Annotated in this window: 14 protein-coding genes; 4 read left to right on the top strand and 10 right to left on the bottom strand. The window is 72.9% G+C overall.

What is annotated here, in order from left to right:
* Positions 1-10 precede the first annotated feature (10 nt).
* Positions 11-3,031 carry a carbohydrate binding domain-containing protein gene (locus tag ACFC0Z_RS02885; protein WP_376432045.1) on the bottom strand — a complete coding sequence of 1,007 codons (3,021 nt, stop codon included), beginning with the start codon at positions 3,029-3,031 and terminating at the stop codon, positions 11-13.
* A 216-nt stretch (positions 3,032-3,247) separates the two neighbouring features.
* The gene (locus ACFC0Z_RS02890) at positions 3,248-3,703 is read right to left on the bottom strand and encodes a MarR family winged helix-turn-helix transcriptional regulator (RefSeq protein ID WP_376432047.1); all 456 of its coding nucleotides are present in this window, start codon (positions 3,701-3,703) and stop codon (positions 3,248-3,250) included.
* A 124-nt stretch (positions 3,704-3,827) separates the two neighbouring features.
* Between ACFC0Z_RS02890 and ACFC0Z_RS02895 the strand changes: the two genes are divergently transcribed.
* Complete coding sequence (locus ACFC0Z_RS02895; RefSeq protein ID WP_376432048.1) at positions 3,828-5,309, top strand: MFS transporter; 1,482 nt, start codon at positions 3,828-3,830, stop codon at positions 5,307-5,309.
* A 49-nt stretch (positions 5,310-5,358) separates the two neighbouring features.
* Here ACFC0Z_RS02895 and ACFC0Z_RS02900 read toward each other — a convergent pair whose 3' ends face one another.
* A complete protein-coding gene (locus tag ACFC0Z_RS02900; protein WP_376432050.1) occupies positions 5,359-6,171 on the bottom strand; it encodes a VOC family protein in 813 nt (270 codons plus the stop codon).
* Between the two features lie 149 nt (positions 6,172-6,320).
* Between ACFC0Z_RS02900 and ACFC0Z_RS02905 the strand changes: the two genes are divergently transcribed.
* Positions 6,321-6,878: a GNAT family N-acetyltransferase gene (locus tag ACFC0Z_RS02905; protein WP_376432052.1), complete on the top strand. Its 558-nt coding sequence runs from the start codon at positions 6,321-6,323 to the stop codon at positions 6,876-6,878.
* Between the two features lie 18 nt (positions 6,879-6,896).
* On the opposite strand, the gene ACFC0Z_RS02910 is transcribed toward ACFC0Z_RS02905, so the two are convergent.
* Positions 6,897-7,826: a MerR family transcriptional regulator gene (locus ACFC0Z_RS02910; protein ID WP_376432054.1), complete on the bottom strand. Its 930-nt coding sequence runs from the start codon at positions 7,824-7,826 to the stop codon at positions 6,897-6,899.
* Between the two features lie 73 nt (positions 7,827-7,899).
* Here ACFC0Z_RS02910 and ACFC0Z_RS02915 point away from each other — a divergent pair, with 73 nt between their 5' ends.
* Positions 7,900-9,417, top strand: coding sequence for an alpha/beta fold hydrolase (locus ACFC0Z_RS02915; RefSeq protein ID WP_376432056.1), 1,518 nt, complete (start codon positions 7,900-7,902; stop codon positions 9,415-9,417).
* 102 nt (positions 9,418-9,519) lie between these two features.
* On the opposite strand, the gene ACFC0Z_RS02920 is transcribed toward ACFC0Z_RS02915, so the two are convergent.
* The 5 genes from ACFC0Z_RS02920 to ACFC0Z_RS02940 are packed head-to-tail and all read right to left on the bottom strand — an operon-like array spanning position 9,520 to position 14,804.
* Complete coding sequence (locus ACFC0Z_RS02920) at positions 9,520-10,344, bottom strand: ABC transporter ATP-binding protein (protein WP_376432058.1); 825 nt, start codon at positions 10,342-10,344, stop codon at positions 9,520-9,522.
* Positions 10,341-11,339, bottom strand: a complete 999-nt coding sequence (locus tag ACFC0Z_RS02925; protein ID WP_376432060.1) for an ABC transporter ATP-binding protein — start codon at positions 11,337-11,339, stop codon at positions 10,341-10,343. Before ACFC0Z_RS02925 ends, ACFC0Z_RS02920 begins: the two co-directional genes overlap by 4 nt.
* A 5-nt stretch (positions 11,340-11,344) precedes the next feature.
* The gene (locus ACFC0Z_RS02930) at positions 11,345-12,217 is read right to left on the bottom strand and encodes an ABC transporter permease (RefSeq protein ID WP_376432062.1); all 873 of its coding nucleotides are present in this window, start codon (positions 12,215-12,217) and stop codon (positions 11,345-11,347) included.
* Positions 12,214-13,167: an ABC transporter permease gene (locus tag ACFC0Z_RS02935; protein WP_376432064.1), complete on the bottom strand. Its 954-nt coding sequence runs from the start codon at positions 13,165-13,167 to the stop codon at positions 12,214-12,216. The genes ACFC0Z_RS02930 and ACFC0Z_RS02935 overlap by 4 nt, the downstream gene beginning before the upstream one ends.
* Complete coding sequence (locus ACFC0Z_RS02940; protein ID WP_376432066.1) at positions 13,167-14,804, bottom strand: ABC transporter substrate-binding protein; 1,638 nt, start codon at positions 14,802-14,804, stop codon at positions 13,167-13,169. Before ACFC0Z_RS02940 ends, ACFC0Z_RS02935 begins: the two co-directional genes overlap by 1 nt.
* 131 nt (positions 14,805-14,935) lie before the next feature.
* Between ACFC0Z_RS02940 and ACFC0Z_RS02945 the strand changes: the two genes are divergently transcribed.
* Positions 14,936-16,039, top strand: a complete 1,104-nt coding sequence (locus ACFC0Z_RS02945) for a LacI family DNA-binding transcriptional regulator (RefSeq protein ID WP_376432068.1) — start codon at positions 14,936-14,938, stop codon at positions 16,037-16,039.
* Positions 16,040-16,062: 23 nt separating this feature from the next.
* Here the strand turns inward: ACFC0Z_RS02945 and ACFC0Z_RS02950 are convergent, their stop codons facing one another.
* The gene (locus ACFC0Z_RS02950) at positions 16,063-17,697 is read right to left on the bottom strand and encodes an amidohydrolase (RefSeq protein ID WP_376432070.1); all 1,635 of its coding nucleotides are present in this window, start codon (positions 17,695-17,697) and stop codon (positions 16,063-16,065) included.
* Positions 17,698-17,787: the final 90 nt, after the last annotated feature.

Below are 17,787 nucleotides of genomic sequence, written 5' to 3' on the forward strand. Positions count from 1 at the left end.
CCTCCGTCCGCTACTTCAGGTACGGTCCGGCGGCTCCGATCCTGCCGGGGCCGTTCAGGACGTACACCCGGAGGTTGCCCTTGCCGGGCGCGGCGACCGTGAGGCTGCCGTTGGTGACGGTCCGGACGTCGCCCGTGACGGCGTCGGTGTACGTGCCGTTCGGGATGCCGGAGTAGGTCGCCCCGCCGGAGACGGTGACGAGCGCGAAGCTGTCCGTCGAACCGCTGGTGTAGCGGCGCTTGAAGGCCATGCCGCCCGAGATGCCCTCGGTGGAGTACTGGCCCATCTGGAGCGCGGGGATCGCGCGGCGGATCTGGTTGAGCCGCTGCACGTGCTTGACCAGTGGCTGCTGGAGGGTGGTCGCCACGGCGCCGGAGGCCGACGAGACCTGCGAGAAGTCGGAGGCCGTGACGGAGCCCGCGAGGTGTGCGCCGTAGTAGGCGCGGCCCGTGGTGGCGAGCGGGCAGGTCGGCCCGCAGTCGATCTTCTGTCCCTTCTGGAACTCGATCTCGGAGCCGTAGTACAGCGTCGGGATGCCGCGGAAGGTCCACATCAGCGACATGTTCTCGGCCCAGGCGTCGGTGCCGCCCGCGTACCGCTCGCTCGACTTGTTGGGGCCGTAGTCGTGGCTGTCGACGTAGACGACGTTGTAGGTGGCGTCGTTGTAACTGTCGTCGGAGTCCTTGCCGTTGTAGAAGGCGTTGGAGGCGTCACCGAAGTTCATGTGCATGCGCATGTCGATGACGTTCATGCCGGAGAAGCGGCTGTGGTCGGGGGCGTGGTAGCTGTTCCCGCTGAGGAAGGCGTTGTTGGAGGTCGGCTGGTTGCCGGTGCCCTGCTGCTGCTCGTAGTCGTACATCTCCAGGGCGGCCTTGGTGTCGTCGGCGTCGTACTCCTTGCGCTCCTTCCAGGTGTAGAACTGCGCCGAGTGGTTGACCGAGCCGCGGTTCCACTTGTCGTTGACGAAGGCGGCGACCTCGCCGAAGACGAAGAAGTTCTGTGCCGCCTCGGCTCCGTGACGCTGGGTCACGCGCTCCTGGATCGCGGGCAGGAAGCGGCGGTTCCAGGTGGTGCGCGGGATGTGCACGGCGGTGTCGACGCGGAAGCCGTCGACGCCCATGTCGATGTACTTGTTGTAGGCGCCGATCAGGTAGTTCTGGACGGTCGCGTTCTCGGTGTTGAAGTCCGCGAGGTCCTCGTGGAGCCAGCAGGAACGGGAGTCCTCACCCTCCCAGTTGCCGATCCAGCACTGGTGGAAGAGGGACTTGGGGAACATGCCGGAGGTCGGGCTCGGCCACTGGCAGTTGTAGACGGTGTAGCCCTCGGCGCTCTTGCCGCCGGTCGGCTTGCCCCAGTTGAGGCAGGTGTTGCCGGTGGGCTCGGCCGTCGACCACAGGTCGCCGTTGTAGTACGACTTCCCGGACTTGGCGTCGACGGTCAGGCCGTCGTACTCGAAGCCGGGCTGCTTCTCGTCGTAGTACCAGCTCCACTGGCTGTCCCGCACGCCGTACACGGTCGGCACGAAGAGGCCCTTGGCGCCCCAGCGGGAGGAGTGGTTGTAGACGACGTCCTGGTAGATCTTGACGCCCTTGGCGTGCGCGGCGTCGATCAGGTCCTGGTACGAGGCTCCGGCGGACTCCAGGCGGGGGTCGACCTTGTAGAAGTCGTAGCCGTGGTACCCGTGGTAGTCGTAGTCCGAGCGGTTGAGGACGACCGGGGTCACCCATATCGCGGAGAACCCGAGGCCCTTGATGTAGTCGAGCTTCTGGATGAGGCCCTTGAAGTCGCCCCGGAACATGGGGTCGTCGTTGGCCGCGTTGCCCGACTTGGTGTGCTGGCTGCCGCCCCGGTTGTTCGCCGGGTCGCCGTCGTTGAAGCGGGCGGTGAGGACGAAGTAGATCGGGTCCTTGCGCGGGTCGGTGCCGATCGGCTTGCCCGCCGCCGGGGTCTGTGGCTTGTCGCCGGTGGTGGCGGTCGCGGCGGCCGAGGCGGCGGAGACGTTCCCGGCGGCGTCCACGGCCTTCACCGTGTACGTGTACGCGGTCCGCTCGGCGAGGTTCGTGTCGGAGAAGACGGTGGAGCCGACGTCGGTGACGACCGTGCCGCTGCCGCCGACGCGCGTGACCTGGTACTTCGTCACGCCTCGGTCGTCGGTGGCGGGGTCCCAGGTGAGGAGGACGGAGACGCCGTCGGCGGCGGCGGTGACGCGGGTGGGCGCGGTCGGGGCCTGGGTGTCGGGGACGGCGGCGGCGCACGGGTCGGCGGCCGCGGCGGTCACCACGTTGTTCCGCACGGTGCTGACGCCGGTCCCGATGGTGTAGTCGGAGCCCCGGTTGTTGTCCCAGGTGCCGTTGCCGTTGTTGAAGGCGGCCTTGAGGGAGGTGGCGGTGCCGAGGTCGATCTCCCGCTTCCACCAGCCGGTGCACGCGGCCTGCATGCCGACACCGGGGGCGGTCGTCCAGGAGCCGCCGGCCGGCTGGTAGTGGACGTTGACGGTGGACCAGCCGAGCGCCTCGGTGGAGTAGTAGACCGTCGCTTTGGCGGCGGGGGAGGGGGTCTGCGTGGGCGTCGGCGTGGGTGTCGGCTCGGTCCCGGCGCACGGGTCGGAGTGGGCGACGACCCCGTCCTTGACCGTGATGGCGCCGGTGCCGAGGGCGTAGTTCTTGCCGCCGTTGTTGTCCCAGGTGCCGCTGCCGTTGTTGAAGGTCGCCTGGAGGCCGGTGGCCGCGCCGAGGGTGACGGTCTTCTTCACCCAGTCCGTACAGGCGGCCTCCATGGCCACGCCCGGGACGGTCGTCCACGCGCCGCCGTCGGGCGCGTAGTGCAGGTTGTAGAGCGCCCAGTTCTTGGTCTTCGTCCAGTAGAAGACCGTGGCCGTGCTGTCGGCGGTGGCGGCCACCGGAGCCGTACGAGGAGCCGAGGCGGGGGAGGCGGGGGAGCCGGGGGAGGCGACCACCAGGCCGAGGACGCCGGCGGCGGCGGCCAGGGCGGCGACCGGGCGGGCCGGCAGCCGTCTGCGGGTGCGTGTCATCTGAATTCTCCAGGCGGGGGGGGCGCCGTGTCGCCGTGCGGAGTCCGGTCGTGAGGCGGGGATGCGGAATCCGTTGGAAACACAGTCGGAAAGTTGCAGAAATATCTTGCGTCGGCCGGAAGTTACCCCCGCCGGGGCCCCGCGTAAAGGGATCGAACGGAAACGGGGCCCGCGACCGAGGTGGTCACGGGCCCCGCAGGGGTGGGTGAGGGCGGGTCAGGCGCGCGGCCAGGGACGGCCTTCCAGGCGCTCGATGTCCTGGTTGAAGCGTTCGAGGAAGGCGGCGAACCGGGCCACGTCCTCGGCCGACCAGTGCTCCATCACCCGGTCGAGTCCCTCGATGTTCGCGTCCCGGTCGGCGGCGAGGCGCCGCGCGCCCTCCTCGGTGATGCGGAACTTGCGGGCGATCCCGCCCTCGGGGTCGGGGATGCGCTCGACGACGCCGGTGCGCAGCATCGCGGCGGTCTGCCGGTTGAGGGTGGAGGCGTCGAGGCCGAAGGCCTCGCTGAGCTGTCCGATGGACATGGGCCCGTGCATCTCGATGCGGCTCAGCAGGACGTACGCGCTGCGGTCGAGCTGGCCCCCGGCGGCCCGGGAGCGGGGCGCGTAGAGATGGGCGTGCCGGCTGAGCAGCATGGTCTCGAACTCGACCAGGTGGGTGGGCTTGTCCATGGGGTCATTCTCTCCCGGAATGATCTGATGTGCATCCTGCATGGCTTGTGTATGAAGCAATCCATGTGCATCATGCATATCGATCGCATGTACCTCGTCTTTCGTGAAACCCAGGGAGAAACCCGTGGACGGCCCCCAGCCCGAACCCCGCACCGGAGGCGTCGTCGGCGTCCTCGCCCTCGCGGGCATCGTGGCCGCGCTCATGCAGACCCTGGTGGTGCCGCTCATCGGCGACCTGCCGAAACTCCTCGGCACCACCCCGTCCAACGCCTCCTGGGTGATCACGGCCACCCTCCTCGCCGCCGCCGTCGCCACCCCCGTGGCCGGCCGCCTCGGCGACACCCTCGGCAAGCGCCGGGTCCTCCTCGCCTCCGTCGTCCCGCTCGTCGCGGGCTCCGTCGTCTGCGCGCTCGCCGACTCCGTCGTCCCGATGATCGTCGGCCGCGGCCTCCAGGGCCTCGGCATGGGCGTCGTCCCCGTCGGCATCAGCCTCCTCAGGGACCTTCTGCCGCCCGAGAAGCTCGGCGGCTCCATCGCCCTCATGAGCGCCTCGATGGGCGTCGGCGGCGCCCTCGGCCTGCCGTTCTCCGCCGCCGTCGCCGAGAACGCCAGCTGGCGCGTCCTCTTCTGGGTCGCCGCCGCCTTCAGCGCCCTCGTCGGCCTCGCGATCTGGCGCGTCGTCCCCGCCGGCCCCCGCAACCCGGCCCCCGGCCGTTTCGACCTGCCCGGCGCGCTCGGCCTCGGCGCCGGACTCGTCGCCCTGCTCCTCGCCGTCTCGAAGGGCGCCACCTGGGGCTGGGGCAGCGCCACCACCCTCGGCCTCTTCGCCGGCTCGGCCGTCGTCCTGCTCGCCTGGGGCTTCTGGGAGCTCCGCACCACCGACCCGCTCGTCGACCTCCGCGTCACCGCCCGCCCGGTCGTCCTCCTGACCAACGCGGCCTCGGTCCTCGTCGGGTTCGCGATGTACGCGCAGTCGCTCGTCGTCCCGCAGCTCCTCCAGTTGCCCGAGGCGACCGGTTACGGCCTCGGCCAGTCGATGATGGCCATGGGTCTCTGGATGGCCCCCGCGGGCCTGATGATGATGGCCCTCGCCCCGCTCGGCGCGAAGCTCTCCGCCGCCAAGGGCCCCAAGGTCACCCTCTCCGTCGGCTCCCTCGTCATCGCCGCCGGGTACGCCTCCTCGCTCGCCCTCATGGGCTCCACCTGGGGCCTGCTCGTCGTCACGATCGTCTGCAACACCGGCGTGGGACTCGCGTACGGCGCCATGCCCGCGCTGATCATGGGCGCCGTCCCGCAGGCGGAGACCGCCTCGGCCAACAGCTTCAACACCCTCATGCGGTCCATCGGCACCTCGGCGTCCGCCGCCGTCATCGGCGTCGTCCTCGCCCAGATGACCACCACCCTCGGCGGCCACACCCTGCCCTCCGAGGACGGCTTCCGCACCGCCATGACGATCGGCGCCGGCGTCGGACTCGTCGCCGCGGCCGTCGCCGCGCTCATCCCCGCCCGGCTCGCCCCGGCCACCGCCGCCCGCCCGAACGTGCCCGCACAGGGCGGCTCCGCCGGAACCGACGACGAGGCCGGCTCGCGCGCCGCCCTGCGGTAGCCCGTACAAGAGGAGAACCGCAGAAGAGAAGGTCCGGAGGAGGGCTCCCCTACAGGGCGTCCTCCTCCGTCGCGGCGTCCAGGGTGAACAGCGCGCCGTCCGGGTCGCGGACGACCACCCCGTCGTCGCCGCCCTCCGGCGCGCCGACCCCGCCCCAGTCCTCGCCCGGCACGAGCGCCCCGCCGTGCGCGACCACCGCCGCCTTCGCCGCCTCCAGGTCCGGAACCCGGAACCGTACGAGCCAGCGCGGGCGCAGCTGCGGACGGGGCGAGGCCGACTCCACGGGGCCGCTGTTCAGGCGGGCGACGGCCTCGCCCCGCCACCGCAGCACCACCTGGTCCTTCTCGTAGCTGACCTCGCAGCCCCCGGGGCTGCCGTCCGCCCAGCCGAGGACGCCGCCGTAGAACACCGCCGCGTCGAACGCGTCCCGGGTGTGCAGCTGGAGCCAGGCCGGGGCCCGTCGCTCGCCCACCCGCCACCGCGAGACGAGCCGCCCCTCCCACACCGCGAACGCCGCCCCGTCCGGGTCCGTCGCGAGCGCCGCCCGCCCCCGGGGCGGGAACGCCACCGGCCCCACGCCGATCGTGCCGCCGCGCTCCCTGATCCGGGCCACCGCCGCGTCCGCGTCGTCGACCGCGAAGAACGCCGTCCACGCCACGGGCACCGCCAGCTGCGAGGCCACCGCCGCGATCCCGGCCACCGGCACCCCGTCCAGCTCGCCGACCGCGTACTCGTCCCCGAGCGCGCCCCGCCGGAACGACCAGCCGAACACCGCCCCGTAGAACCGCTCCGCCGCGTCGAGATCGCGTGCCGCCAGACTCACCCAGCACGGCGCGCCCACCGCCTCCGCGCTCACCGCCACCCTCACCAACTCCTCGATTCCCGGTCCCGGGCCGCTCCCCGGCCGCACCCGCGCCTTCCCCGCCCCACCGCCCGGCATGCGCCCGTTCACCCGTGTGCGCGGAAACACCACGCGCACGGGTGCGCCGGGCCCCGGGGTACCGTCCCCCCATGGACACCGCACAACCCACCCTCCGGGAGAGCGCCGCCGAGGGCCTGTCGCTGCGCCCGTGGGCCCCCGAGGACGCCGACGTGCTCGTACGCCACCACGGCGACGACCAGCTGCGCGCCTGGCTCGCCACCCACCTGGACACGACCGCCGAGGCGCGGGAGTGGGTGGACGCGCAGCGCCGCGGGTGGGAGGCGGGGACGAGGGCGGCGTTCGCCGTCGAGGAGACCGGTCCGGGGCCGCACGCCGCGGGCCGTCCGCTGGGGCACATCGCCCTCACCACGACCGGCGCGCCCCCGGCGCCCGTGCGGATCGGCTACTGGACCGCCGCCGAGGCCAGAGGCCGCGGCATCGCCTCCCGGGCCCTGGGGCTCGTGGCGGACTGGGCCGCGCGCGACGACAGCCCGTTCGCGGGACGCGCCCTGGAGCTGGTGCACGCCGTCGGCAACGAGGGCTCCTGCCGTACCGCCCTCGGCCGCGGCTTCCCCCTCACCGCCACCCTCCCCGCCGACCCGCCGTCCAGGACCCGCGCCCAGCACCTCCACACGGCCGTCCGCTGACGGCCGTCCGCCGACCGGTCAGGCCGCCCGCGCGGCGACCTGCGCGTGCAGGGCGACGGAGAGGTGGTGGTGGAGCGCGCCGAGCACCGGCTCGCCCGGGGCGAACAGGCCGGCGGCGAGCTTCCAGTAGCGGCGGATCACCGGGCCGTCGCTCAGGCCCAGCAGCCCCAGGAGCCGCCGCCGGAACGCGGGCGTGTCGCGCGTGCCGAGAGCGCCCGCGTACGCCGCCACGAAGCAGTCGAGCGCCTCGCCGCCCTCCCCGGGCGAACCGTCCTCGGCCTTCGGCGCCCGCTCCGCCAGGGCGTAGGCCTCGGCGAGCCCCTCGTACAGCACCGCAGCCCGGTACGCGCCCGCCGGCAGTGGCGGCGCCGGACGGAACGTCTCGTCCGCGAGCCGGGGATCGGTCACCAGCCCGTGCAGCAGGGCGAACGCCAGGACCTGGCCCGGCGTCGGGTCCTCCGGGGGCCGCGGCACCACCGCGTCGAGCACCGTCCGCGTCAGCGGCGCGGGCAGCCGCGCGGGCAGGGAACAGCGCCAGAACCGGGCCAGCGCGCCCGTGTCCGGCGGCAGGGTGATCGTCCCGATCAGCCGCAGCCGCTCGGCCCGTTCACCGGCCTCGCACTCCTTCACGAGCCGCAGCGACGCCTCCCGCCAGCGCAGCGCGGTGAGTTGGGAGCCGAGCTCCCTCAACTGCCCCGCGAGGACCTCCTCCAGGACGTCGTCGCGCTCGATGACCTTCTCGACCTCGGGCACGGGCAGTTCGAGCCCGCGCAGCGAGCGGATCAACCGCAGCCGGTCCAGGGCCTCGGGACCGTACCGCCGATGCCCGCCGCCACTGCGGCCGGCCTCGGGGAGCAGGCCCCGGTCCGAGTAGTAGCGGACGGTCTTCACGGTGACGCCCGCCCGCGCGGCGAGCTCCCCGATGCTCAGCAGGTCCTCGGAACCCACGACTTGAACCTCCCCCAGCGGGAGCTTCTAGCGTAACCGCAGGAGATCGCCGAGGTGTCGCGAGGAGACGATCATGACGGCATTCGTGCTGGTGGCAGGGGCCTTCACCGGGGGCTGGATATGGGACGAGACCACCTCGGGACTGCGGGAGGCGGGAGCGCGGGCGTACGCGGTGACGCTCACCGGCATGGACGGGGAGGGCGGGGCGAGCGGTGCCGGTGTCGACCTGGACACCCACGTCGAGGACGTCCTCCGGCTCGTCGACGAACTCACCGCGCGCGAGGTCGTCCTCGTCGGCCACGGGTACGGGCTCCACCCCGCCCTCGCCGCCGCCGACCGGCGCCCCGGCCGGATCGCGAGGATCGTCGCCCTGGACACGCCGCTTCCGCAGCCCGGCGAACCCGCCCTGGGCACCGTCCAGGACCCGGACCTCCGGGCCCGGGCGGTATCGGCCGCCGACACCCTGGTCCCGCCCCCGACGCGCGACACCTGGGCGCGCTGGGGGAGCACCGAGGACGTCCCGGCCGAGGCCCTCGACCGGCTTGCCCGCCGCGCCGCTCCCCAGCCCCGCGCCACGCTCACCCAGCCGGTCCGGCTCTCCGGCGCGACCGCGACGCTGCCGGTCACCGGCGTTCTGTGCACCGGCAACGGGGCGAGCCTCGACCTCGTCCGGATGCTGGTGGAGTCGGGGCCGCCGCAGTTCCTCGCGCTCACCGAGGAACACGTACGCTTCCTCGAACTGCCCACCGGACACTGGCCGATGCTCTCCGACCCCGCCGGACTCGCCACCGCCCTCCTGCGCGCGGCGGCGGGAGAGGGGGAGCGGGTGACCGCGCCGGAGCGGGCGGCCACGACGGACCACGGGACGCCGTCCCACCTCCTGCCGTTCCTCATGGACGTCCCGGAGGCACCGCGCGAGCGGCACGGGCGCGTCGACCTCCACCTGCCCGCCGCCGACGGCCCCCGCCCCGCCGTCGTCTTCGTCCACGGCGGACCGATCGCCCCCGACCAGCGGCCCACCCCGCGCGACACGCCGTTCTTCCTCGGGTACGGCCGCTACGCGGCGAGCCTGGGCGCCGTCGGCGTGACCCTGGACCACCGCCTGCACGCCCTCACCGACTACCCGCGCGCCGCCGAGGACCTCGCCGAGGCCGTCGCGTCCGTCCGCGCCGACCCGCGCGTCGACGCGGACCGGATCGCGCTCTGGTTCTTCTCCACCGGCGGCCCGCTCGCGGCGGACTGGCTCGCGGCGCCGCCCCCGTGGCTGCGCTGCGTGGCGGCGAGCTACCCGGCCCTCGGACCGCTGCCGGGCTGGGGCGCGGTCGAGGCCCGCTTCCGGCCTGCCGACACGGTGGGAACCGCCGACGGGCCGCCGGTCGTTCTCACCCGTGCGGGGCGCGAGCACCCCGCCTTCGCCGACACCGTCCAGGACTTCCTGGACGCCGCCGCGAAGCGGAACGCGGACGTCGAGATCGTGGACGTACCGGACGGCCACCACGCGTTCGAGCTGGTCGACCCGACCGACGCGTCCCGCGCGGCGGTGGAGCGGGCCATGCGCGCCGTCCTCGGCCACCTCACGGAAGCGCGCTGACACCCCGGCACGCCGACGGGGCCGGTCGCGCCCCCCGCGCCACCGGCCCCGCCTGCTTCCCCCTGCTGTTCCCCCGTCCGTCCCCCGTCCCGTCCGTACCGGTCAGCCGTCCTTCGAGAACATCCCGCGCCGGGGCACGGAGTTCAGGAGCAGCTGGGTGTACGGGTGTTCCGGGGAGCCCAGGACCCGGGAGACCGGGCCCGACTCCACGACCTGGCCCGACTTGAGGACCATCACCTCGTCCGCGATGTGCCGGACGACGGCCAGGTCGTGCGTGACGAACAGGTAGCCGATGCCCGAGTCGCGCCGGATGGCGGCGAGGAGTTCGAGGATCTGCGCCTGGATGGACACGTCGAGCGCGGCCACGGCCTCGTCGAGGACGAGGACCCGCGGCTGCACGGCGAGCGCGCGGGCGATCGCGACACGCTGCCGCTGACCGCCGGAGAGCCCCTTCGGGAGCGCGGCGGCCTCGCGGGCGCCGAGTCCCACCTGGTCGAGGAGTTCGGCGAGCCGCGCCGCGCGCGCCGTCTTGTCGAGGTCCGTGTGGAGGCGGAGCACCTCGTCGACGCAGCCGGACACGCTGATCCGGGGGTCGAGCGAGAGGTACGGGTCCTGGAAGACCATCTGGATCTCCCGGGCCCGCGCCAGCCGCTCCGCCCGGCCCTTGGGGCGCGCGGACCGGTCGCGGCCGTCGAGGCGGACGGTGCCGCCGTCCGGGCGCTCCAGGCCGACGAGCATCCGGACCGTGGTGGTCTTGCCACTGCCGGACTCGCCCACGATGGCGAGGGAGGAGCCGGGCGCGAGGGTGAAGGACACGCCGTCGACGGCCGTGTGGTCGCCGTACTGCTTGCGCAGGCCCTCGACGACGAGGCCCTCCTCGGTCGTCCGGCCCTCGCCGGCGGGGGCGGGCTTCGCTGAGGTGGTCACAGCGTGATCCCTTCGTCGGCGCGGTGGCAGGCGGCGAATCCGTCGCCGAACGGGGCGAGGACCGGCTTCTCCTCGTGGCAGCGGGCCACGACGTGCGCGCAGCGGGCGGCGAAGGCGCAGCCCTTCGGCGACTCGGCGAGCGAGACCGGCCGGCCCGGGATGGGCCGGGGCGGCGGGGAGCCGGGCTCGATGTTCGGCGTGCAGGCGAGCAGGCCCGCCGTGTACGGGTGGCGCGGGCGCTCGAACAGCTCGTCCGTGCCGTGGGTCTCGACGATCCGGCCCGCGTACATCACGTACACGCGGTCGCAGACGGCGGCGGCCAGCTCCAGGTCGTGGGTGACGAAGAGCATGCCCGTGCCGTGCTCGGCGCGCAGGCGGGTGAGGATCTGGACGATCTCCGCCTGGGTGGTGACGTCCAGGGCGGTGGTCGGCTCGTCGGCGACGAGCAGCGCGGGCTCGGAGGCGAGCGCCGCCGCGATGACCACGCGCTGGAGCATGCCGCCGGAGAACTCGTGGGGGCGGCGGCGCAGCGCGCCCTTCGGGTCGCGGATGCCGACCGCTTCGAGGAGTTCCAGGGCGCGGGCGGTCGCCGTGGCGGCCGGGACACCGGCGGCGCGCAGGCCCTCGGTGAGGAAGTCGCCGACGCGGCGCAGCGGGTTCACGGAGGCCCGGGGGTCCTGGAAGACCATGGAGACCTGGCTCGCCCGCAGGGCGGCCAGCTCCTTGCGGTTCATGGACAGGACGTCCTTGCCGCCGACCCTGACCTGGCCGGTGGTACGGGCGCCGCCGGGCAGGAGGCCGAGGACGCTGCGGCAGGCCACGGACTTGCCGGAGCCGGACTCGCCGACCAGGCCGACGCTCTCACCCGGGTTCACCCGCAGGCTCACGCCGTCGAGGATCGGGCGCCCCGCGCGGTCGAGCGGGAGGCGGACGTCGAGCCCGTCGATCTCCAGGATCGGGACGGAGCCCTGGGCCGCGTTGTTCGTGTCGTTCATGGCGTTCACCGCTCACGCTTCGCGATCCGGTCGGCGAGACCCTCGCCGACGATGCCGAACGCCACCACGGCGAGCACGATGCACGCGGAGGGGGCGAGGGCGGGCAGCATCGCCCCCTGCTGGACGGCCGACTGGCCTTCGTTGATCATCGCGCCCCAGTCGGCGGTCGGCGGCTGGACGCCGAAGCCGAGGAAGGAGAGCGCGGCCAGGTCCATCAGCGCGTAGCCGAAGTTCATCGCGGACTGCGCGAAGACCGTCGGGGCGATGTTCGGCAGCAGGTGGCGCACGGAGACGTTCCACCCGGACCAGCCCTGCACCCGGTACGACTCGATGTACGGGCGGGCCTTCTCCTGGCGGGCGATGCCGCGCACGAGCCGGCCGACGTACGGGGTGTACGCGATCGACATGGCGATCACCGGCGCGGTCATGCCGGGGCCGACGACGGTCACGAGCAGGATCGCGAGGAGCAGACCCGGGATCGCGAAGATCATGTCCATGGAGCGGGACAGGATCGTGTCCGCCCAGCCGCCGCGCCAGGCGGCCACGACGCCCAGGAGGGTGCCGAGGAGCGTGGAGACGGCGACGACGAGCAGCGGTCCGAGCAGACCCGTACGGGCTCCGTAGAGCAGCCGGGACAGGATGTCGCGGCCGGACTGGTCGGTGCCGAGCAGGTGGTCGGCGCTGGTGCCGACGAGGCTCGCCGTCAGGTCGACGGCCTCCGGGTCGTACGGCGCCAGGAGCGGAGCGAAGACGGCGACGAGGACGAGGAGGGCGAGCACCGCCACGGAGACGGCGAAGAGGGGGCCCTGGCCGAAGACGCGGAGCCGGCGGAAGCCGGGCCTGCGGTACGGCACCGGGGTCGTGGTGGTGGAGGTCATGAGGTGCCTTCCCCGAGGAGCGAGAGCCGGGGGTCGATGAGGGGCGCGAGCAGGTCGACGACCAGGTTCACCAGGACGAACGCCGCCACGCTCAGCAGGGTGATGGCCTGGACGACCGCGAAGTCCTGGGCCGTCACGGACTGCACGAGCAGCGAGCCGATGCCGGTGACGTCGAAGGCGGTCTCGACGATCGAGGTGCTGATGAGGAGTCCGGCGAGCATGGTGCCGCCGACGGTGACGACCGGCCCGAGGGAGTTTCGCAGGACGTGCCGGCGGACCACGGTGTTCCCCGCGACGCCGCGGGCGCGCGCCACCTCGACGTGCTCGCGGCCGAGTTCGTCGAGCATCGCCGAGCGGGTGACCCGGGCGAGGAGACCCGCGAAGGTGAGCGCCAGGGCGAAGGCCGGCAGGGTCAGGTGGTACAGCTCGTCCGTGAACCCCTCCGCGGTGCCGCCGGGGCCGGGGAACCAGCCGAGCTGGACCGAGAAGACCGAGACGAGCAGGATCGCGGTCACGAAGGACGGGGTGGCGGTCGCGACGCCGGTGCCGATGAGGACCGTGCGGTCCACGGCGCCGGGGCGCAGCGCGGCGAGGATGCCGGAGCCGACGCCGATGAGGGCGACGAGGATCGCGGCGTACACGACGAGCATGGCCGTGCCCGGCAGGCGCGAGGCGAGGAGGTCGGTGACCGGCTGGTGGAACTGGGCGGAGTCCCCGAAGTCGCCCTGGAGGACACCGCCGAGCCACTTGCCGTACTGGACGATCAGCGGATCGTCCAGGTTGTACTGGGAGCGCAGGGCCGCCACGGCCTCGGGCGTCGCGGGGCGGCCGTGGAGCAGGAAGGTCACCGGGTCGCCGGGGGCCAGCTGGATGCTTCCGAAGACCAGGAGAGAGGTCACGAAGAGCACGGACAGCAGCCCGAGGAGCCGGCCGACGAGGTAGCGGGTCATTACTTCGCGGCCCCGATCATCGCGGCCCACGGGTAGTAGAGCTGGGAGATGCCGGTGGGGGCGCCGGTGATCCGCTTGCCGAGGAAGACCGAGTACGGCGCCTCGAACACCGGGATGCTCGGCAGCTCGCGCACCGCGATCTTCTGGAGCTCGGCGGTCTTGTCGGCGCGGGCGGAGGGGTCCTGCTCGGAGTTGGCGGCGTCGAAGGCGACGTCGTACGCGGCGTCGGACCACTTGCCGTAGTTGCCGAAGTCCCCGGTGCGGAAGTACTGGTAGAACTCCAGCGGGTCCGGCGTGTTGTCGTAGCCGCTGGTGATGACCAGGTCGATGCCCTCGCGGGCGTTCGGGTCGACGAAGATGCTGCTGTACGCGTCGGGGGAGACGGGCTTCAGCGTGACGTTCAGGCCGATCTGCTTGCCGGCGGCCTGGAGGGCGTTGGCGACGACGCTGATCTCCGGCGCGAGCGTGCTCGTCACCATGGTGATCGTGCGGCCGCTGACGCCGGCCTCCTGGACGAGCTTCTTCGCGGCGGCGAGGTCGTACGCCGGCTCGGGCAGCGGGTCGTAGTGCTCGGCGGCCTTCCCCGGGACGAGCGCCCAGGCACCGCGCGCGGCCGGGGCCTTCGCGGTGACGCCGACACCGCCGGCGGCGGCCTTGATGATGTTCTTCCGGTCCAGCGCGAGCGAGAGGGCCTGGCGGACCTTCAGGTTGCCGAGCGGGCCGTTGAAGTCGAGGACGGCGAGGTCCCAGGCGGCGGTGTTCGGGCCGAACAGGAGCTCGCCCTTGCCCTTGCCGCGGAGCTGTCCGTACGCGGACGCCGGGATCATGTAGCCGCCGTCGGCGGTGCCGGTGAGGAAGGCGTTCGTACGGGCCGCCGGGTCCTCGATGAAGCTGAACTTCACCTCGTTCGACTTCGGGGCGAGCTTGGTGTCCCAGTAGGCGTCGTTCTTCTTCAGCGTGATGCCGGATCCCTGGTCCCACTTCTCCAGGGAGAAGGGACCGGTGCAGTTCACGCCGCCCTTGGGCGTGCCGTAGTCCTTGCCGGCCTTCTTGAGGTAGGCGGCGCTCTCGACGGTGCCGGGGGAGGCGGCCATCAGCTCGTGGAGCAGGACGTCGGGCTTGCTGAGGTGGAGGGTGACCTCCAGCGGCCCGGTCTTCTCGATGCTGTCGACGTTCTTGAAGACCGATCCCCACGGCGAGCCGGTCGCCGGGTCCATCTGGCGCTTCATGGAGGCGACGACGTCGTCGGCCGTCATCGTCGTGCCGTCGTGGAACTTCACCCCGGAGCGCAGGGTGTAGACGAGCGTGCGCGGGTCGGGCTGCTTGTACCCGGTCGCGAGAGCCGGCTCGATCTTCATCTCGGGCGTGACCCGGAAGAGCGACTCGCAGAGGTTCGCGATGACCGTGTTCGGCGGGTAGTCGTACGCGAGGGCGTAGTCGAGCGTGTACGGCTCGGCGTACAGGGACCAGGTGAAGGAGTCGAGCGACCCCTTCGCGGGAGCCGAGGTCGGGGAGACCGTGTAGCCGGCTCCTCCCCCGGAAGTCGTGGGGGGCTTCGTGGCGCCGGAACAGGCGGCGGTCGTGGCCGCGAGGGAGGCAGTACAGGCGAGAAGCGCGATGGTTCTGTACATGCGCATGCAGACTCACCCCTTTACGGGTGTAGTGACGGGCGCTGGGGGATGCAGCGAGTATTAATGCGGGAACGTTCCCGCACAAGACCTTGCGGGAACGGTTTTGCAAAGGTCAGAGGGGTGGCAACATCGTCCTCATGACCGATGCCTCACGCCACCGAGGGCAGCCCTCGCCGCCCACCCCGCGCGTCCGTCTCGTCGATGTGGCCCGCGAGGCGGGACTCTCCAAGACGACCGTCTCGGCGGCCCTCAACGGCACCGGGAGACTCTCTCCCGCCGTGCGCGAGAAGGCCCGCGAGACAGCGCGCAGAATGGGTTATCGGCCCAATGCCACCGCGCGCCAACTACGCGCGGGACGAGCCAAGCTGATCGGGTACGTGCTCGGGGAACTGGCCGGCGCGCCCTGGGCGTTCGTGGAGTCGCCCTACTTCGCCCGGCTGACCGGGGCCGTGGCGGCGACCGCGCTGCGGAACGGGTACGCGATGGTCCTGCTGCCCGCCGGATCGCTCCAGAGCGAGTGGGCCGACCTGCCGCTCGACGGTGTGATCGTCACCGACCCCGCCGCCGACGACCGGATCGTCGACGAACTCCTCGCCGCCCGGATCCCGGTGTTCTCCGACCGCTCCGTGGAGGGGCGGCCCGGGGCCCACTGGGTCGACGTGGACACGGACGCGGCCGTCCGCTCGGTCCTCGACCACTTCCGCGAGCAGGGAGCCCGCAGACCGGTCGTCGTCGTGCCGGACAGCACCACCCGCTTCCACGCCGACGTGGACGCGGCGCACCGGGCGTGGTGCGCCGAGAACGACGCGGAGGTACGGGTCGTACGGGCCGCGGACACCGGCAACGGAGCCGTGGTCCACGCCGTCGAGACCGCGCTGCGCGACCACGGGGACGGGCCGGACGGGGGTGACCGGCCGGACCGGGGAGACCGGCCGGACGCCCTGCTGGTCGTCGCCGAGGCGAGCCCGCCCCTCGTTCTGGAGGCGGCCCGCCGGCTCGGCTACGACGTACCCGGCGACCTGCTCCTCGCCTGCGTGAGCGAGGACGTCACCGCCGAGCACACCGAACCGCCCGTGACCACCGTGAGCCTGCGCCCCGACGCCGTCGCCGAAGCGGGCGTCGAGCACATGCTCGCGGTCCTGGAACACGGCCGCGTGGAGCAGTCCGGGACGCTCGTCCCGACGCGGCTCGACGTGCGCGGCTCCTCCCTGAGGCGGGAGGACCGGGAGCGACAGGGGTGACATGACCGGCCGGCCCCGCCCGGTCAGACCGCGTGGACGAGCTTGCCGCCGACGTAGGTCCGCTCGACCCTGGCCGCGGCGATCTCCTCCGGCGGGGCCGTGAGGATGTCGCGGTCGAGGACCACGAGGTCGGCCAGGTTGCCCGCGCGCAGGCTGCCCGCGTCCTCGTGCCCGTTCACGTGGGCCGTGCCGGCGGTGTAGGCGGCCAGCGCGGTCGGCAGGTCGATCCGCTGCTCGGGGTAGAAGACCGGCGCGTCGGGCGACTCCGGGTCCTGGCGGTTCACGGCCACGTGGATGCCGAGGATCGGGTCCGGGCTGGACACCGGCCAGTCGCTGCCCGCGGCGAGCGTGGCACCGGCGCGGACGAGCGAGGCGAACGGGTACTGCCAGGCCGCGCGCTCCGGGCCGAGGAACGGGATCGTGAGCTCGTCCATCTGCGGCTCGTGGGCCGCCCACAGGGGCTGGATGTTGGCGATGGCGCCGAGCTGCGCGAAGCGCGCCAGGTCGTCGGGGTGCACGACCTGGAGGTGCGCGAGGTGGTGGCGGTTGCCGCGGCGGCCGTTGGCGGCGACCGCCGCCTCGACCGCGTCCAGGGCCTCGCGGACGGCACGGTCGCCGAGCGCGTGGAAGTGGACCTGGAAGTCGAGGGCGTCGAGCTCGGTCACGTACCCGCGCAGCGCCTCGGGGTCGACGAAGCTCAGGCCGGAGTTCGTCGTCGCGCAGCCGCAGCCGTCCAGGTACGGGTTGATCATCGCCGCGGTGAAGTTCTCCGCGACGCCGTCCTGCATGATCTTGATCGAGGTCGCGCGGAAGCGGCCCGTGGTCAGCTTCTCGCGGCGCGCCACCAGCTCGGCGAGCTGCTCGGTGCCCCGCTCGCGGTCCCACCACAGCGCGCCGGTCACCCGGGCGGTGAGCGTGCCGTCGTTGGCTGCCGTCACGTACGCGTCGGAGGGGTCGGGCTGGCCGTGCAGCTCGCCGAGGAGTGCGTCCTGCCAGCCGGTGATGCCGAGCGAGTGCAGGAGGGTCTGCGCGCGGTGCAGCCCCGCCAGGCGGTCCGCGGCCGTGCTCGGCGGCGTCAGCTTGCTGACGAGCGCCGTGGCGCCCTCCTGGAGCATGCCGCTGGGGAACCCGTCGGCCTCGCGCTCGATGCGGCCGTCGGCCGGATCGGGGGTGGCGGCGGTGATTCCGGCCAGTTCCAGGGCGCGCGTGTTGGCCCAGGCGCCGTGGTGGTCACGGTTGGTGAGCAGGACCGGGCGGTCCGGGACGACGGAGTCGAGGAGCTGCCGGGTCGGCAGGCCGCCCTCGAAGCTCTCCATCGACCAGCCGCCGCCGGTGATCCACTCGCGGTCCGGGTTGGCCTCCGCGTAGGCGCGGACGCGCGCCAGGTACTCGGCGACGTCGACGGTCTCGGTCAGGTCGCACTGGGACAGCTCGGCGCCGCCGAAGACCGCGTGGATGTGCGCGTCCTGGAAGCCGGGGAGCAGCAGCTTCCCGGTCAGGTCGACGACCTCGGTGTCCGGGCCGATGAGCTCGCGCACCTCGTCATGGCCGACGGCCGCGATCCGCTCCCCGATGACGGCGAGGGAGGTCGCCCGGGTACGGGCGGAGTCCGCGGTGAACACGGGACCCTGGGTGAAGACCAGATCGGCCTTGGCCATGGAACGCTCCAAACGTGCTGGACGACGATGAGACGGACGTCATATCGACGGGAGCAAGGGAAGCGTGAGCCCGTTTACACGTCAATGGTG

This window comes from Streptomyces sp. NPDC056144 (genome assembly GCF_042264145.1).
In the GTDB taxonomy this organism is placed as follows: Bacteria; Actinomycetota; Actinomycetes; order Streptomycetales; family Streptomycetaceae; genus Streptomyces.

Bases quoted from the DNA above. Each gene is read 5' to 3' on its own strand.
- ACFC0Z_RS02885 (WP_376432045.1), bottom strand. From the start codon at position 3,031: ATGACACGCACCCGCAGACGGCTGCCGGCCCGCCCGGTCGCCGCCCTG.
- ACFC0Z_RS02945 (WP_376432068.1), top strand. From the start codon at position 14,936: ATGACCGATGCCTCACGCCACCGAGGGCAGCCCTCGCCGCCCACCCCG.
- ACFC0Z_RS02935 (WP_376432064.1), bottom strand. From the start codon at position 13,167: ATGACCCGCTACCTCGTCGGCCGGCTCCTCGGGCTGCTGTCCGTGCTC.
- ACFC0Z_RS02890 (WP_376432047.1), bottom strand. From the start codon at position 3,703: ATGGACAAGCCCACCCACCTGGTCGAGTTCGAGACCATGCTGCTCAGC.
- ACFC0Z_RS02915 (WP_376432056.1), top strand. From the start codon at position 7,900: ATGACGGCATTCGTGCTGGTGGCAGGGGCCTTCACCGGGGGCTGGATA.
- ACFC0Z_RS02925 (WP_376432060.1), bottom strand. From the start codon at position 11,339: ATGAACGACACGAACAACGCGGCCCAGGGCTCCGTCCCGATCCTGGAG.
- ACFC0Z_RS02905 (WP_376432052.1), top strand. From the start codon at position 6,321: ATGGACACCGCACAACCCACCCTCCGGGAGAGCGCCGCCGAGGGCCTG.
- ACFC0Z_RS02940 (WP_376432066.1), bottom strand. From the start codon at position 14,804: ATGCGCATGTACAGAACCATCGCGCTTCTCGCCTGTACTGCCTCCCTC.
- ACFC0Z_RS02930 (WP_376432062.1), bottom strand. From the start codon at position 12,217: ATGACCTCCACCACCACGACCCCGGTGCCGTACCGCAGGCCCGGCTTC.
- ACFC0Z_RS02950 (WP_376432070.1), bottom strand. From the start codon at position 17,697: ATGGCCAAGGCCGATCTGGTCTTCACCCAGGGTCCCGTGTTCACCGCG.